10 protein-coding genes are annotated in these 17,546 nt (G+C 60.7%); 7 read left to right on the top strand and 3 right to left on the bottom strand.

Annotated features, from left to right (window positions below; translation table 11 throughout):
- Nucleotide 1 precedes the first annotated feature (1 nt).
- From WH265_RS09440 to WH265_RS09450, 3 genes are all read right to left on the bottom strand, one after another.
- Nucleotides 2-3,379, bottom strand: a complete 3,378-nt coding sequence (locus tag WH265_RS09440) for a transglutaminase-like domain-containing protein (RefSeq protein ID WP_339558086.1) — start codon at nt 3,377-3,379, stop codon at nt 2-4.
- Nucleotides 3,380-3,457: 78 nt separating this feature from the next.
- Nucleotides 3,458-9,280, bottom strand: coding sequence for a carboxypeptidase regulatory-like domain-containing protein (locus tag WH265_RS09445; protein ID WP_339558087.1), 5,823 nt, complete (start codon nt 9,278-9,280; stop codon nt 3,458-3,460).
- Nucleotides 9,281-10,247: 967 nt separating this feature from the next.
- Nucleotides 10,248-11,063, bottom strand: coding sequence for a LysR family transcriptional regulator (locus tag WH265_RS09450; RefSeq protein WP_339558088.1), 816 nt, complete (start codon nt 11,061-11,063; stop codon nt 10,248-10,250).
- A 129-nt stretch (nt 11,064-11,192) separates the two neighbouring features.
- Here WH265_RS09450 and WH265_RS09455 point away from each other — a divergent pair, with 129 nt between their 5' ends.
- The 7 genes from WH265_RS09455 to WH265_RS09485 all read left to right on the top strand — a co-directional run bounded on the left by WH265_RS09455 (nt 11,193) and on the right by WH265_RS09485 (nt 17,529).
- A complete protein-coding gene (locus tag WH265_RS09455; protein ID WP_339558089.1) occupies nt 11,193-11,924 on the top strand; it encodes an SDR family oxidoreductase in 732 nt (243 codons plus the stop codon).
- A gap of 237 nt (nt 11,925-12,161) precedes the next feature.
- Nucleotides 12,162-13,124, top strand: a complete 963-nt coding sequence (locus WH265_RS09460; RefSeq protein ID WP_339558090.1) for a LysR family transcriptional regulator — start codon at nt 12,162-12,164, stop codon at nt 13,122-13,124.
- A 116-nt stretch (nt 13,125-13,240) separates the two neighbouring features.
- Nucleotides 13,241-14,224 carry an ABC transporter substrate-binding protein gene (locus WH265_RS09465; protein ID WP_339558091.1) on the top strand — a complete coding sequence of 328 codons (984 nt, stop codon included), beginning with the start codon at nt 13,241-13,243 and terminating at the stop codon, nt 14,222-14,224.
- Between the two features lie 41 nt (nt 14,225-14,265).
- Nucleotides 14,266-15,009, top strand: coding sequence for an ABC transporter permease (locus WH265_RS09470; protein WP_021028878.1), 744 nt, complete (start codon nt 14,266-14,268; stop codon nt 15,007-15,009).
- Between the two features lie 20 nt (nt 15,010-15,029).
- Entirely contained in the window at nt 15,030-15,797 is a 768-nt protein-coding gene (locus WH265_RS09475; RefSeq protein ID WP_116925529.1) for an ABC transporter ATP-binding protein, read from the top strand.
- Nucleotides 15,798-15,810: 13 nt separating this feature from the next.
- Complete coding sequence (locus WH265_RS09480; RefSeq protein ID WP_339558092.1) at nt 15,811-17,115, top strand: NAD(P)/FAD-dependent oxidoreductase; 1,305 nt, start codon at nt 15,811-15,813, stop codon at nt 17,113-17,115.
- A 48-nt stretch (nt 17,116-17,163) separates the two neighbouring features.
- On the top strand, nt 17,164-17,529 hold the full coding sequence (locus WH265_RS09485; protein WP_021028875.1) for a RidA family protein: 366 nt from the start codon (nt 17,164-17,166) through the stop codon (nt 17,527-17,529).
- Nucleotides 17,530-17,546 lie beyond the last annotated feature (17 nt).

Raw genomic sequence — 17,546 nt, forward strand, 5'->3', positions numbered from 1 at the left:
ATCAGTTAGAGAACGCTTCTCCCGCGTATACCTTGATATCAACGCGAATTTGCTTCTTCACATGGTCCTTATCCGCAGGATTGGGACCAAAGGAAAACGTAGGGCCTGCACATACCCCGGCAGGCGGCCGCGCAGAGATCCATGCGGCAGCCTGAGAGAAGTAAACCACCCGGCTGCTCATCTCAGCAGGCGTCAGCAAACCCTGCACCCCTTCCAGCATATTCAAGCCTTGCACGACGGTAAACGGCATGGGTTGCGCCCAAGCCAAAGATTTGGTATTACCATTTCCAGGAATATCTAGCCCCTGTGCTTGAATAGTTCCCCTATGGCATTTATTGTCATTCGGGCAGCTATTTTTTCCAGCATACGCTGATCCTGAGAAAACAAGCGCTGTAACGCCAAAGGCAGCCATGATCTGGGCAACAGCGCTTCCACCGCCCACTACCATTCCGCCCAGCACGCCAGCAACCAGGTACCCCAGCGCGATAAGCATGGCGATCATCGCCAAGATGATCAAGGTGGTAACGATCAGCTCGATCGCTCGGGCAAGAGGTTCCGACTTGGTCTCGCAGGTCATTCCCTCGCCGCCGTTGGCACCAGTCCCAATTATATATGCACCGCTGCCAGTTTGCGGATCGATCGCCACGTAGGCTTCTGCATCCCAATACATGGCACTGACCTTATCCTGCGGCGCATAAACAATATAGCCATAAGAAACGTAGTTGGCTATCTGCTGCTTTAATGTAGTATTAAGACTAGACTTTGATAAAAAACTCGAAAGATTATCACTGGTAATAGAATATATTTTCTGACCCTTTTTATTGGCTTCAGACAGGACTTGCGCAGCAGCCACACCCAAACCAGAAGGCCACTGAAAAACTTCGTCGATGACAGAACCTTCCAATGAAGAGTTCTTCATCCCCATCATCACATTCATGTTGACAAAGGCTTGGTTATTGAAAACACCTTTGTTTTTTGAAATGGCATGGGTAATGCGAGGAATATCAATAGAATAAGCCTTGTAGGCACCAATTCTTGGCACACCCCATGAATAAGTCACCTCCAGTGGATTGGAGAACATCCCTACCGAAGGAAGTCTCAGATACGCAAATCCATTTAACTTTGCGAGCACCTTATCGGACACATCCGCTCTGAGAAAATACCCCAAGTTCAAATGATGAAGATTCTCAGTGAAGGTGTTCGGATTGAAGCCATGGTACCGCGCCTTAACCATTTTCTCTGTGACACCCACCGAACTGACACCAAAAACAATGGCATCGCCTACTGCTGAATCCACTGAAAAATTCTTCTGCACACTACCCAACGTGGGTGAATAGATATCAAACCCCCACCACTGCTCACTTCCCATGCGCCGTGGTCCAGAAGTAAACAGTTCCTGATCATTCAGCAGCAGTTTCGTTTTTTGATTGACAAGATATACTGGCAAATTTTCTGCATTATTAGATGCATAGTTTTGTAAAAGCTCGGCATCCGCAGTGGTGGCTGGAACGCCGATGGCACTTATCTTGTTGGAGCCAATATTCGACAGCTGTATTTTTTGGGTATAGCTAGAGTTACCGAGAGATTTATCTATCGCATTTTCGAACAATTTGATGGACACAGACCACTTTTGTGAATCCGGAATCTGAGCCACTGCGAAAGACTCTGTAACAACCACATAAGGCAGTTGCCCCGAAAGCGTGGAGGGTGCCGATTCCTTGATGATCTTTTTGCCCATGATCGCATCCTCACTGAGGTCAATCAGATTGGCTTTGATATGGGCTTGAATCTTGCCGCTATTGTCATTTAAAAAATTTTGCAGGGTCAAGAAATCTACCTTTGCTACCCAACCTTCTGCGCTATTAGCCTCTGACCCGTTGCCAGCGAGTGCCAGCGCCTCTGCCTGACTTAATCCAGAAAAATCTTTAAACTCTACGCCGTTGGCATAGCTGTATTGCTTGTAACTCGAGTCCAATGGAATCCACGCATTAATATTAGCATTGGTATTGTTATGTTGAGGAGGTACGATATCCGCACCGCCCTGAACCGAGCCTTTACTGGCTGCATAATTGATATATGCAGTAACCCACACATGTTCCATTTTTATCTTCTGAATAACTCCAGAAGACACTACACCGACGTTAGCGATTCCCCCTTGGCCCAGCATGTTTTGCGCTGAAGCTGCGTCGTCGAAATTGCCAATGAGGTTCTTTGCTCGGTCCACTGGCAGTTCGATGGTGCCAAACTGGTAGCGGGCGGGGATACCGCTTGCTCTCAAAAGCGCTATGGTCAAACTCGCTATGTCTAAAGAGTTGCCTTTTCCCGACTGTAAAACTGAATCCGCATTCTGCATACTTCCCCATGAAGGAAGCCACTCAATATGGTTCTTGACCCAATTCTGAATCGCAACCGGGTTTTTTTGAAGTTCTGCCGCTTTGGCTTTGATCGCATCGGTCAGGACAACTTCTTCCGTCTCCGCTAAATCGGCGTTTGATGGAGCCTCCTCAGCGGTTGGAAGGGTTGTGAATTGCACGCCACCCACGCTCGTCACTTTGGTAACTTTCGCCACATGCGATTCACTGATGCCAAGCCGCAAATTCCACTCTTGGCGCGTTTGAGCGGGCTCATTTTTGTAAGGTTGAGACGCGTGCCACGGCAGGTCCTTGCTGGTGTTCACGGTCTTTTTATGGGTGTTCTCGGCAAGAAATGCGCCCAGCTCTTGCAAATCAGCACTGTTCACCGAACCCGCAGTTTTGGCCACCAAGGCGCCTCTATCAACGACCAGGCGCGCAACCAGCGCGTCCAACTTCCGCACCTTCTGCTCAAACTCGGCAGCTGCCGCATCGTGGCGGGCCAAGAACTCTGCACTCAGACCTTTTTGCAGCAACGTTGCGCGCATGCTGTGCAAGTCCGCGCGCGCGGCAGCGCTTTCGTCCTGAAGAGCGGCCAGCGTCGCTTGCAGCGATGCCGGGGTCGTCTTGGCGTTGTAGACGGGCGCTGGGCCTGCCTTCTTTTGCTGGGTCAGCGCCAGCGACTGCTGCACCAACAAGTCCTGGGTTTGCTCGCTGGCTTGTTGGATCAGGTCTTGCAAGCGCAGCGAGCTGGCATGTTCCATTTTCTGGGCCTGGTAATTCGCGGCCTTGAGCTTGGCATCCCAGTCTTGCAGGCGCTGCATTTGGCTTTGCGCCAAGGGGCTGTAGGCCTGTTCGGCTTTTTCCTGGGCGATGGCGCTCAGCGGTTGCAGCGCCAGCGCGATGTGGGCTGCAGCCACTACGTAGGCAACAGGACGCACTATTTTCTTGAAGCCGCGCATCACGGCATCGGTCGCTGCGTCACCCGCTACGGCTGCCATCTGGCTGTTGGTCATAACGATCGCCATGTCGTTCTCTCTCTCGTTTTTTGTCGTTGTCATGTGCGGGCCCATACGTTGGCGCATGGGCCCGTTTTGTGGTGGTGCTCAGCGGCCCGCTGGCCGGCGCCGCAGTCCAGCCGCGGCCAAGCAGGCCAGCGCGGCACTCAGCAGCAGCAACCCAGCAGGGCCGTTGGCTGGCACCTTCTTGGCATTGCCGGGGTCTATTCCGGTGCCATTGCCATTGCCGCCGTTGCCAATCTTCAAGGTTGCAGTCGCCACCGCTTCCTCGCAGCCCGCTGCGCCCAGGCTGGCAATCACCAGCACGTGGGCGGGCGCACCTTGCGGCACGGTCCAGCGGTAGTTCTGGCTCCACTGGCCAGAAGCTGCTACCGACACATTGGCGCTGGCCTCTTCCATCAGCAGCGCGCCGCTGTCGGGGTGGACCACGCGCAGGGTGACAGCGCCGTTGGCCAGCGCAGCGCCGGGGTTGTCCAGCTTCAAGCCCAGTGCGATGCTGTCGCCAATGTTGGCCGTGCTGGGCGTTGCGGTAATGGCGCCAACGGCACCAGGCACGCAAGCGGCTGCCGCCTTGACCTGGAAGCCCGTCGTGCTTTCAGACAGGAGGTTGCCCGCGCTGTCGTACAGCCTGAGCTGCGCCTGGTAGGTGCCCGCTTCCAGTTGCCCGGCCGGCAGGGTGTAGCCAAACTCGCGCGATCCGGCGGGTACCAGCTGCGTGATCGCCTCCACCTGCTGGAACGATGGGGTCGCCTTCATCCGCTCACGCTTGGTACTCGCCAGCTGCAGCACCACGGTTTCTGCACGCAGGTTTTGCTGCACTACGTTCGATGAAGTGTTGCCTGCACGTGAGGTGATCTGCGTGGCCTGGCCCACCAGGTACTCGGCTTTGTCGGTGCTGATCTTGGTGGCATTGCCGGGCCCCGGGCCGCCCACCACCTTGAAGGGTGCGGAGGCACTGCCGTAAACCACCCCTTCTGGCGATACCAGCTCGGCCAGCAGCAGGTAGTCGCCCGCCAGCACGCCCGCTACCGGCCAGGTACTGTCCACCTGCAGGGTCTGCCCCACACCGACGTTGACCGGTGCAGGCAAAGGCAGAGATGCCACTGCATCACCATTGGTATCCAACACGGTAAAGCGCACTTGTGCCTCACGCGCAGCCACACCTTGGTTGGTGACCGGGGCAGAGAAGAACGCTGTCTCCTGGCTGGAGTAAACCGGCTTGTCGGTCAATGCCTGGATGCTGATGTTGGCATTGGCAGCAATGCGTGGCACCACGATGGGCGACACCACTTCGCCCACCACAAAGCTGTTCTGGAACTTCAGGCTGGCGATCTGCGCGGCGGGGCGCACTTCTTCAATCGCCATATTGGCCAGCGCCAGGTCAAAGTTCACTTCACGGCCCGTCTCGGTAATGCCGGTGAACGACCACAGGTACTGCGTGGAGCCATCGGCCTGCGGCAGTGTCTTGGTGGGCGCGGGCTGGATATTTGTCGGCACCGTGTTGGCAGCAAAGTTAACCACCAGATCAGCATCGAGCGCGCCCAGGCGGTCCAGCATGGTGGGCAGCCAGATCTCAATCCAGGTCGAAGACAGCAGCGATCCGCCCAGCCCCTGGTTACTCAGCCAGGAGCCATCGGCGCGCTGCTGGTTGAGCACATACTGAATCGCTCGCCGCAACCTCGGGTCGCTGCGCGAGGGGTTGGTGAAGTCCAGCGCCACGCCGACGATGGCCGTGGCCACCGGGTCGCTGGTGGTGTAACCCGTCGTATTGCCCCAGCCGCCATCCTTGTTCTGACGGCTCCACAAGGTCTGCGCAATGTCGTAGATCAGCGTATCGAACTCCGCAGCGCGCGCCGTACCTTGGTAGTACTCGCGCAGCTTGGACAGGCCCATCATTCTGAACGCCGTGTCCGCATTGTTCGAGGCATTGAATATCGAGCCAGCCACCAGCTTGGTCGCCGACTTCGCCAAGGTCGCGTCGATTTTGGAAGCTACCTCCGAGGCATCGGCTGGTGTGAAGCCCATGCGGTTGACGCTGGAGCTATTGCTCCACAGCAATGAGCCATCCGGCAGTGCAACGGCGGTATTGACGGCGGCAAAAGTCAGGCGCTCGACAATCCAGTTCTCGTTGTACCAATACAGCCCATTGCTGGTGCTCAGCAGATAGCCCTTGTCGCCCCACCGCACCAGCTGGTAAGGCGTGCCATTGGTATATGCCGCTGGCGTATCTCTGAACGCGCCACTCAGCTCAAAACGCAAGACGCGGTTTTGTCCGGGATGGGTCACCAGGATGGCGCCATCGGGCTCCTGCTCCAGCTGCCCACCCGTCGATTCAAGCAGGTTGCTGTTGAGGAACTCCGACAGGTTGCCCGCGTCATCGAGTTTGAAGAGCTTGGTCTGCCCATAGGCCTTGAGCAAGTAGCCCCCGCCTGCCAGCTCCATCGCATCGCTGCTGGCCTGGCTGCTGATCTTGACGGGCGTGCCCACGGTGTCCGACAGGTAGACACCCGAGGTGGTGGCGATCAGCAATTTGCCATTGGCCAGCACACGCAGGTTCTGGATCGGCAAACCCGTCGCCACTGGCGTCGCCTGGGCAGAGGCCAGATCCACCGCATAGACAGTTTGCCGGCCCCTGTCCCCCACATAGACCTGGCCGTTGGCAGCCACGGCCAAGCGCTGGTCACCGGTGCTGAGCCCTGCAATGCTGACTGGCGTATTGGTTTTGACGGTGCCCGGGCCGTGCTTGTTCAGCAGCGTGCTGTAGTCCACCAGGCTGGCCACATTGATGCCCGTCGATTGCCCGGTTGAGCCCCACCAGTGGCCGCCATAGTCCGGATTCCACTCGCCGTTGTTGGCGATGGAGACAATGGCTTCGGCCAGCTTGCGGTTGCTCGATGCAATCTCCTGCGGGTTGTGCCACTCCTTGGTTGCCCACAGGCCCAAGGTGGTGGTGGTACGGATGTAGGTTTCGCCCGAGTAATTGACTTTGCCGTCCGCACGCACCTGCTGCAAGATGGCATTCATCAGCTCGTTGCGCTTGTTCTGGTCGAGCGGCTGCACAAAGCGCAGGTTCTTCTCGCCCCCCACCACAGCCTGCGTCTGCACATGGCAGGCAAAGCACTTGAGATCGCTCACATGGTGCTGGTAGGCATAGCTGTCGCCATAGCGCACGGCCTTGGTCACGGCATCCCGAATCACGGGCGCCAACGGATCGGTGCTGCTGCCCGATGCCATGTCCAGCCCGGTGATCTTGATCTTGCCTTTGACGGACTGGTCGCCGGGTGGCACCACCGGCTTGTCAACCGTGAACTCGGCCTTGGCCATATCACCCACATACAGGCTGGACTGGATAGCGGCGCCCGGCGCAATGCCTGCCGTCACCTCCACCTTCAGGCTGGCCGCCTTGTCGGGCATCCAGGTACCAAAGCTGATCTCCTGCAGGCCACCAAGCGCAATGCTGGGGGCTTGCGCCGTGGTCTGGTACACCAGCGCGCCGGTGGTGGAGTCACTCACCTTGAGCAAGTAGCCCGATGCGGGCAGCACCACGTTGCCATCGTTCTTGACCAGGGCGCTGAAGGCCACCGGCGTATTCGCACCAGCCTGTACGACCGGCGGCTCTGCATTGGCCGAGCCAGAGAATGCGGCCTGGGGTGTGATGTCCAGTGCGGCGCGCAAGCTGCCGGTGACCACGCCGGTGGGGTTGTCCTTGCCGCGCGAGCCGGGCTCGACCAGCTTGGCAATCACCGCATACCGGCCGGCGGCATGACTGGCGGTGTTCCACTCAAAAAACACCTCCAGCGCTTGGCCAGGGTTCAGCGTCGCATCGCCCAGCGGAATGGCCGCCGCATCCAGCGCAGACAGCGTGGCCACCACATCGCCGGCGGGGCCCTGGATCTCCAGCACGATGCTGGTGGTCGATGCCGCTGCCGAGTTGTTCTTCAGCTTGACGCTGGCCTTGACGGACTTGTTCAAACCCGTGGTTGCGGGCGTTACCACCAAGTCGGCGAGATCGAGAAAGCCCACCCCTGCCGACGCCGGAATCACAAAGTCCTGCGTGATATCGCCGGGCTCGGCAATCGTCAGTTGGTAGCTACGCGATTGGAAGCCACTGGCAGACACCTGCACATCCCAGGCGATGCCTGTGAGCCCATCGAGTACATAGGCACCGGCCGCATTGGTCAGTGCACTGTTCGCACCCACCGCCACCGTGGCATTGGCAATCGCTGCGCCCGATGTATCGGTCACCAGGCCATGCAAGACGCTAGTTTGGCGCGCCGCAGACATCTCAATGGTGCCGGCATCCAGGCGCGAACCAATGCTGGAGGTACCAGACTGGCTGATGGTGCCATAGCCCGCCAGGGTGTACTTCAGGGTGATGGCCCCGATGGGCGCCGTCATCGAGAACTTGCCATCCGCACCCGAGGACCCAGTGGTTTGGGATGAGGGCCCTTGGATCGCGATCGCGACACCGGCCAGTGGCGCTTTCGTCGCCGCATCGATGACCTGGCCGCTCACCGGCACCGAAGTGGCGCTGGCAGAGCTCGCGTCGATCAGCGCAGGCGAGAACACGCCCGTGCTGCCGGCAGGCAGGTTGGCCGTGCCCGATGCACTGACCCAGCCCGCTTTGTCAGCAGAAAGAACGACTGCACCGGCGGCCACGCTGGTGATGCTGTATTTGCCTGCGGCATCGGTGCTTGCCTGGTAGCTTGTTCCAGCTGCCGTGTTCTTCACCATCACCGTCACCCCGGCCATCGGTGCGCCACCGGTCTCTTGGGTCACCGTTCCTTGCACCGTCACCGTCGTCACTGCGGGGTCCGGGTTGGCAGGCGGGGTCACGGTGATCGCCTTGGTCAACGTGGGCGAGAAGCTCAAGCTGCCGCGCGCCTGCACTACCCCCGATCCCATCACCAGGCTATAGCCTTCCTTGGTCGCCGCAACGCCTACCTGGCCGGCGGGCGATACCGCAATTTCGTACAAGCCTTGTGCATTGGTCTGCACCGAGATGGGTGCTCCTCCCGAAGCCGGTGTCACCGTGACCGTTGCGTTCTCCAGCGGCGTGTTGCTGCTGCCATCGAGCACCATGCCCAAGACCGTGCCCGAGTTGGCCTGTTGGCCCGGGTCGGTCGGCTTGACTGCCACCAAGGCCAAGGCCCTCAGAGCGAGGGCGGTCGTGTAGCTGTCGGCTTCCCAGGATCCATCGGGCTTTTGGCTGCCCAGCAAATAGCTCCGCACCTGGGTGGCGACCTGCGGGGCCGATGCGGTGTAGGGATGCACCGCTTCAAACACCAAGGCCGTGAGCATCTGGCTCTCGCCCCATGCGCCAGAGGCGGCTTGCTTGGCGAGCAAAGCCTGCGCCAAGGTCTGTGCCAAGGCCAGGGTGCCGGCGTCTTTCAGGGCATCGGCGTTGATGGCGCGCAGCACCACGGCCGTGGTGTAGAGGTTGGCATAGCCGCCCGCCTTGAGCATGCCGCCAGACTGCTTGGACATCAGCCACTGCATCACCCCTTGGCGCGTGGAAGCTGCCGGTGCGGCAAAGGTGCTGTACCCCCAGGCCGTGTCGATAATGCCGGGCACCATCTCGTCGGGATAGGTGGCATAGCCTTTGTCGGCAATAAACCGAGAGGACAACGGCGAGGTAATCTGCACACCCTGCTGGGTTTTGAGCGACTGCCAGCAAGCCAGGGTTTCGGTCGGTACGTTATCGCCCGATGCAGGCATGGCATTCACCAGCGCCGTTACCTGGCTGTTATTGCCTGCCAGGCGCAGCAACGTTTGCGCCGCTTCGCATTGCGCCTGCGCAGCGGTACCAAAGCGCGATTTACTGGCCAGTTTGCCGGAGGGCAGAACCTGCCCCTGCAACCATGCCAAACCTTTGGCCTGCGCCACGCCATCGGCCCGTGCTGCAGTCACCCCGGCAGCCATGAACAGCAGCAATAACAGCCATATCGATAAGCGTCTGCCCAACGCACGAAAAAAATGCTTCCCCTCTGACACCATGGTCGTCACCATCCATCTCTCGTATTTATAAAAATCGCAGCAGACACGACAACGCGGGTGCGTACAGGCATCCCTCCGTTTCAGATCTGCAGGTATTGGGTTATCCCGGTATTCGCCACCACAGCGGGTGAGCCAGCCAGCGCGGCGCTGGTTCCAACCTCTCTGAAAGGGGTCGATGGCTATGAGAATTGACCAAGAGTGCGATCAGCTAGTCATAGTGATCACTCACCACGCATTGCCAGCGTGGTTTTCGCCAGGGTGGCGAAGCATTACGACATCGATGCAGCGCGCGGCCGCTTCCCTCCCCCAGGCTCCCCTTATATACATTTTGTTTCCATTTGATATAACTATGGAGGCAAATGTAGACGAGCTTTACAAAAGCACCTAGCGTGTTTGTAACCGTCGAAATGACGGTGGGTTTCTCATGGACTGTCAGCGACTTGTCAGTATGGGCGGCTATGCAGCGTTGCGCCAGCTATTCACCATCAGCCTATGGAATATATTGTTTAGCTCTATCTATGCTTGGCTGTAAGCTCTGTTTTTCGATAGCAGTTGCCAAGTCTCACCGGCATGCCCTGTCCCTATTCGTCCCAATAGTTCTTGGCAAAATGCAGCCAACAATCTCCGCAAAGCAGCGGCCATATTTATACAGATTCACACATATTGAAACAAAACAGCTGTGCTTTTAAGCGTGCCGGGTTTGGATATGTCTCATTTCGGCGTAATGCGTCGTTACGTCCTCAAAGGCAGTTGTGTTGGTATCAACAGCCGTCTGAAACCATTCAATGACGCGATAAAGCCTGGCGACAAAAACCCTTTGGCGGGCGAGCGCGTTGAATGGCAGCTGTACTCCGTATTCCGACGACCAATACGCAGCCAATCAAACGGCCAACACCCCATCCCGCAACTGCGCCAGCGCCCCATTGCCCAGCGCTTGCGCGTTGTAGCACAGCCCAATGCGGCGTTTGAGCTCCACCTCCAGCGGCTGGGTCTGCACGCCCGGCATTGCTTGCGCGAGGGATTCAGGCACGATCGCCCGGCCCACACCGGCAGCCACCAGGTCCAGCGCCAGCGAGAAATTGCCGGCCAGCGCGGCGGGGGTGTCGGCGCGGCTGCCGTAAATCGGCATCAGGCGTTGGTGGCTGGCGTGGCTGGGGCAGACGATCCAGTCGGTGGCGAGGTCTTGTGGGGTGCCCGCTGCGTTGTCTGGTGGCAGCGCTTGGGCGGGCAGGGCCAGCACATAGCGCTCGCTGAGCAGCGGTAAAAACAGCTCGTCCTCGCAGCGCAGCTCTTCGCTGGCCAGGCGCGCATCGCCCTCGCATTGCGCCAGCAGGTGCAGCTGCAGGCCGGGCACGCAAGCCCGGGCGGTGGCGGCCAAGTGCTGCACGGTGCTGCGGGCCACATCTTCTTCGACGCCAATGGTCAGGCGCGCACGCGCGCCGCGCTGGCGAAAGCGCTGGGCCAGGTCGTCGGCCTCGGCCACCATGCGGCGCAGCTGGGGGTAGAGCGCGCGGGCATCGTCGGTCACCTCCACCCCCCGCGCCTTGCGCACAAACAGCGCCGTGCCCAGGGCCTCTTCCAGCAGGCGGATGCTGCCCGACAGCGCCGGCTGGCTCAGGTGCAGGCGCTGCGCGGCAGCGGTGATATTGCGCTCTTCAAAGACGGCGACAAAGGCGCGGAACTGGCGGTAATCCATCACAAGCCATAAGCAAAACGTATGAATGAAAGAAGAATAAACCATTTTTCAAACGCCATATGCTCGATCTACACTAGATTCTCTACTGATTCATCAGAAAAATCTATTTCTTTAGAAAGCCACAACACCATGCAAAACCGCCAACCCCTGATCGTCATCACCGGTGCCAGCTCGGGCATTGGCCTGGCTACCGCCCAGCTGTTTTCGTCGCTGGGCCACCCGCTGCTGCTGCTGGCGCGCCGGCTCGAGCCCATGCAGGCGCTGAACCTGCCCGACACGCTGGCAATCTCTGTCGACGTGACCGACCGCGCCGCACTGGCCGCCGCCGTGCAGCAAGGCGAAGCCCGCTTTGGCCCGGCCGATGCCATCGTCAACAATGCCGGCGTCATGCTGCTGGGCGAGATCACGCGCCAGGACCCGGACCAGTGGGACCGCATGCTCGACGTGAATGTCAAAGGCGTGCTCAACGGCGTGCATGCCGTTGCCGCCGGCATGGTGCAGCGCCAACGCGGCAGCATCATCAATGTGAGCTCGGTCGCGGGCCGCAAGACCTTCCCCAACCATGTCGCCTATGTCGGCACCAAGTTCGCCGTGCATGGCCTGTCGGAGAACCTGCGCGAAGAGCTCGCTGCCCACAACGTGCGCGTGACCACCATCGCCCCCGGCGCGGTGGAGACCGAGCTGCTCGGCCACACCACGGATGCGGCCATCAAGTCCGGCTATGAGGACTGGAAAACTGCCATGGGCGGCAAGGTGCTGGCGGCCCAGGATGTGGCCAACGCCATCCACTACGCCTATGCGCAGCCGGCCGGCGTCTGCATTCGCGAAATCGTGCTGGCCGCAACGCGCCAGCAAGCCTAAAAGCACCGGCTTTATCCCGGCCACAGCCTCCATCGCCGCCAGCAGGTTGCGGCCTTGGAGGCTTTTTTGCGGACGACTGAAGATGCCCCACCCAAGCGAAACTGATCCTAAGTATTAGTTTTAATTAATTTGTTATCAAAATCTCCGCTTAATAGCTAGTATTTGTAGAAATACTAATACTTAAAAATCTACTGAAAAGTGCCCCAGGCACTGCAGTGGATCCACAACGGAGACGACATGAAGACAACCTCGGGTCTCGATGTCCGCGCCTTGAAGATTTTCGAGGCGGTGGCGTCTTCGGGCAGCCTGTCCAAGGGCGCAGCAACGCTGGGGGTCACGCAATCGGCGGTCTCGCAGACGATCACGCAGATCGAGGCGATCTTGCAGACGCAGGTGTTTGACCGCTCGCAGCGGCCCTTCAAGCTCACGCCGGCAGGCATTGCACTCAGCCGCCGCGCCGGGCAGATTGTGGAAGACATGGAGCGGCTGGTGGTGCATGTGCGCGATGCCGACCTGGCCAGCCGCCCGGCGATTCGCGTCGGCATGATCGACTCCTTTGCCGCCACCGCAGGGCCGGCCATCGTCAAGAAGGTCACCGAATCGGCCAGCCAGTTGCTGCTCTGGTCGGGCCTGGCCAACAGCCATGCGACCGCGCTGATGAAGCGCCAGCTCGACCTCATCGTCACGACCGACACGCTCGACGACATCGACCATATCGTGCGTCGCTCGATCTTCTCCGAGCCCTTTATCGCGGTGATCCCCAAGGTGCGCGAGAAAGAGTTCAAGAACGCCGACCTCACCACCCTGATCGAGAAGATGCCGCTGATCCGCTTCAGCGCCCGCTCGCACTTTGGCGCGCTGATCGAGCGGCACCTGCGCCGCCAGGGCTTCACGCCCCGCCCCTATCTGGAGATCGACACCTCCGACGTGGTCATGGCCATGGTCGCCGCCGACCTGGGCTGGACCGTCACCACCCCCATCTGCCTGCTGCAGGGCCGCACCTACAGCGGGCAGATCACCGCCATTCCGCTGCCAGGCGCCAGCCTGCACCGCACCATCTACCAGCTCTCCCGCGAGGGGGAGTATGTGGACATGGCCGAGAACTGCTTCCAAGTGAGCAGAAGCGTCATGGAAAACGACATCTTTCCCGATGTACGCCAACTGATCCCCTGGCTCAGAAGCGGGATCGCGCTGAGCTAGCCAGCCCTTGCACAAGCCGCTCTCCATGGCTGGGATGCCACCGCATCCGCGCCAGGGGAGCGCCTTGTCCAGCGATTGGCCAGCTCTTGAAAAACAGGAAATCCAAGGAGACACATATGACCCTCAGCCGCCGTTCCTTTATCCAACAAAGCGCCGCCGCCTCGTTCGCTGGTGCGCTGTCGCTGCCCAGCTGGGCGGCCGATGCGACCGTCAAGTACGGGGGCTCACCCTGGCTGGGCCACTACCCCGCCCACCTGGCGATGGCCGAGGGCTATTTGAAGGAGGTAGGCATCAACCAGGACTGGCAGTCCTTTGCTACCTCGTCGGCCCGCATGAGTGCCTTCATGTCCGGCGGCGTCGATATTGGCTGCGCTGGCATTGTTTCGGCACTGGCGCTGATGTCGCGCGGCGCCAAGCAGTTCGCGATCATTGCGATCCCAGAAAACTTTGGCCGCGTCGAAGGCCTGGTCGCCCGCAAAGGCATCGAGACCGTGGCCGATCTCAAAGGCAAGAAGATCGGCGTGACCTTTGCATCCAGCACCCATTTGCTGGTGCTCGATGTGCTGGAGCAGGCCGGCATCAAGCCGGGCGAGGCCGATGTGCTCAACATCCCCGGCCCGGAGCTGCATGGCGCCATCAAGACCGGCCAGATCGATGCGGCCGCTGCCTGGACCCCGCACTTTGACAACATCCTGCGCGAGCCCGGCGTCAAGCTCTTGGCCGATGACTCGCAGTTCAGCCTCTACAAGTCCTTCAAGGTCACGCCCGGCCCCGATGTACTGCTGGTGCGCCGCGAGTTTGCCGCCAAGAACAGTGAGCTGGTCAAGCGCTACCTGTCGGCCTACTTCAAGGCCAGCGATCTGCTGCGCGAGCAGCCCGAGAAGGCCTCGCAGGCGCTGCTCAAGTTCACCGGCCTCACCATGAAGGAGCAGATGTCGGCCGTCACCGGCTCGGACTGGTACCCGCAAGCCCAGCAAAAAGAGCTGCTGACGGGCGAGTTTGTGCAAGGCCTGCAAAAGCTCGCCGAGATGCTGGTCAAGCACAAGCAGATCGACAAGGCCCCGGTCGTCAAAGACTGGATCGATGCCTCCTTTGTCTGAAGGCCGGAGCACACCCCGTGATTGCCAAACCCCCTTCATCCATGGCGCTGGCCGCCACCAGTGCGGCTTCCGTGCTGCTGTTCATCGCCGTCTGGGAGGCCGTGTGCCGCGCAGGCCTGGTCGACCCCATCTTTCTGCCCCCGCCCAGCGCCGCGCTGGGCAAGGCCGCCGCCATGCTGGGCGACGGCACCTTCTGGCCCCACATCCTGGCGTCTGCGCGCCGGGTGATGATCGGCTTTTTGGCGGCCACCGCCGTCGCCATTCCGCTGGGCATTTTTCTGGGCACCTCGTCGTACGCCCGGGCGGCCTTTGACCCCATCCTGTCCTTTCTGCGGCCGCTGCCCTCGATGAGCTGGATTCCGCTGTCGCTTTTGTGGTTCGGCATCACCGAGACGCAGAAGTACAGCATCGTCTTCATGGGCTGCTTTGCGCCAGCGATGGTCTATGTGATCGAGGCCACGCGCAATGTCGATCCGCTCCTGGTGCGCGCCGCGCAAAACCTGGGCGCCAACCGCTGGCAGGTGATGAAGGAGGTGATCCTGCCGGGCAGCCTCTCGCAGATCCTGAGCGGCTTCAAGGTGATCCTGGGCCTGGCCTGGACCTGCGTGATCGCCGCCGAGCTGGTCGCCGCGCGCGAAGGCCTGGGCTTTCTCATCATGAACGGCAAGGAGTTCTTCCAGACCGAGGTGGTCGTGCTGGGCATGGTGCTCATCAGCACCACGGTGCTGATCACCGACTTTTTCTTCCGACTGATTGAAAACTGGGTACTGAGGTGGAAACAATGAACGCGCAACACAAAGGCCCGATGATCTCGATCCAGGGGATCGCCAAGCACTACGGGGATTTCAAGGCGCTCGAACGCGTCGATCTGGAGATTGAAAAGGGCGAGTTCGTCGTGCTGCTGGGCGCCTCGGGCTGCGGCAAATCCACCTTGCTCAACCTGGTCACCGGTTTTGACAAGCCCACGGCCGGGCGCATCGTCGTCAACGGCCGCGAGGTCAACAAGGTCGATCCGCACTGCGGCATGGTGTTCCAGCAGTACGCGCTCTTTCCCTGGCTCACGGTGCTCGACAACGTCGCCTTTGGCCTCAAGATGAAGGGCATTGCCAAGGCCGAGCGCCTGCAGGTGGCGCGCCGCTTTATCGACATGGTGGGCCTGCAGGGCTTTGAGGACAAGTACCCCAATGCCTTGTCGGGCGGCATGCGCCAGCGCGTTTCCATCGCCCGGGTGCTCGCCAATGACCCCGATGTGATTCTGCTCGACGAGCCCTTTGCCGCGCTCGATGCGATGACGCGCCAGGTGCTGCAGGACGAGTTGCTGCAGATCTACGAAAAGAGCAAGAAGACCATCATCTTCATCACCCACTCCATCGACGAGGCGCTGCTGCTGTCCACCCGCATGCTGATCATGAGCGCGCGGCCCGGCCGCGTGGTGACCGACATCCGCAACGACCTGCCCATGCCGCGCAATGCGCAGGTGCAGCTCTCGCCACGCTACAACGAGCTCAAGGGCCAGATCTGGGACACCGTGCAGTCCGAGGTCATGCGCAGCCTGCAGGCCACCCGCCACTAACCCCCACCACCCCATGTCCAAGCAACCTACTTTCCCGAGCTACCAAGCGGGCTCGGGCTGGAATACCTTGCTCCCCAAAAGGCAAGCCAAGACCCAGGCGCCCAGCGAGCGGCACTTTGATGCCATCGTCATTGGCGCCGGCGTCACCGGCCTGGCCGCCGCCCGGCGCATTGCCGAGCTCGAGCCCCAGGCGCGCGTGCTGCTGATTGACGCCAGCACCGTGGGCGACGGCTCCTCGGGCCGCAATTCGGGCTTTTTGATCAACCTGCCGCACAACACCGGCATGTCCGGCCACGGCAGCCCGATCGAGGTGGCGCGCAAGCAGATAGCGCTCTACAACACCGGCCTGGCCTGGCTCAAATCGCTGATCGACCAGCACCAGATCGACTGCGGCTGGAACCCTGTGGGCAAATACCACGCGGCCGCCACGCCCGACGGCGCAGCGCGCCTCAAAAGCACGCTCCAGCAGTACCAGGACTGGGGCGTCGCCTACACCGAGCTGGGGCGCGATGCCTTGCAGCAGCAGCTGGGCACCACGCACTACCACTACGGCTACCACTCGGACAACAACGTCTTTGTGCAGCCCGCCGCCCTGGTGCGTGGCCTGGCCGACAGCCTGCCGGCCAATGTGCAGCTCTGGGAGGGCGAGCCCGTGCTGTCGCTCACGGAAGGCAAGCCCCACCGCGTGCGTACCGCTACCGCCGAGCTGAGCGCCCCGCGCATCGTCATCGCCAACAACGGCTTTGCCCGCAAGCTCGGCTTTGCGCGTGACCGCGTGTTCACCATCTACACCTACGCGGGTCTCACCGAGCCGCTGGACGATGAGGAACTGCACAAACTGGGCCCCGCGCCGGAATGGGGCGTGATCCCCGCCAACCGCCTGGGCACCACCTTGCGCAAGGTCGCGGGCGGGCGCTTTATGGTGCGCAGCTCGTACTCGTACGACAGCGAAGAGCCGCTCGCCCAGGTGCGCCAAGCGCTGCAGGGCTGCTACCAGATGCGCTACCCGCAGATGCGCACGCATGCGCTGCCGCTGGTCTGGGGCGGTGTCACCGCCCTCACCCGCAACGGCGCGCTCTACTTTGGCCAGGTGGGCGATGGCCTCTACATCTCCATCGGCTGCAATGGCGCGGGCATGCTCAAGGGCAGCATGTTCGGCAAGCTGCTCGGCGAGATGGCCTGCGGCCAGCAGTCGCCCCAGCTGGCCGATGCGCTCGGCTTTGAGCGCCCCAGTTGGCTGCCGCCCGAGCCGCTGCGCCGCATCGCCGTGGTCAGCACCATCCAGTACCAGAAATACAAGGCCGGCATTGAGCGCTGATGCGCGCTGATGAATGCCAGCTTGCGCCATCACCCAGGAGAACAGCAGATGACTACCACCAACACCATCACCCGCATCGGCGGCAACCACCGCATGTCCCAGGTCGTGCGCCACGACCACACCTTGTACCTGGCCGGCCAGGTCGCTGACCAGGTCGATGCCGGCATCAGCGGCCAGACCGAAGAGGTGCTCGCCAAGATTGACCGCCTGCTGGCCGAGCATGGCAGCCACAAGGAGCGCATCCTGAGCTGCCAGATCTACCTGGCCGATATGCGCCACTTCGCCGAGATGAATGTGGTCTGGGACCAGTGGGTCGCCGCCGGTCATGCACCCGCCCGCGCAACGGTGGAAGCGCGCCTGGCCAGCCCGGCCAAGCTGATTGAAATTTGCGTGGTGGCCAGCACGGCCGCTTGATGCCGCCGGCATGGCGC

This window comes from Comamonas sp. MYb396 (assembly GCF_037479555.1).
Taxonomy (GTDB): Bacteria; Pseudomonadota; Gammaproteobacteria; order Burkholderiales; family Burkholderiaceae_C; genus Comamonas.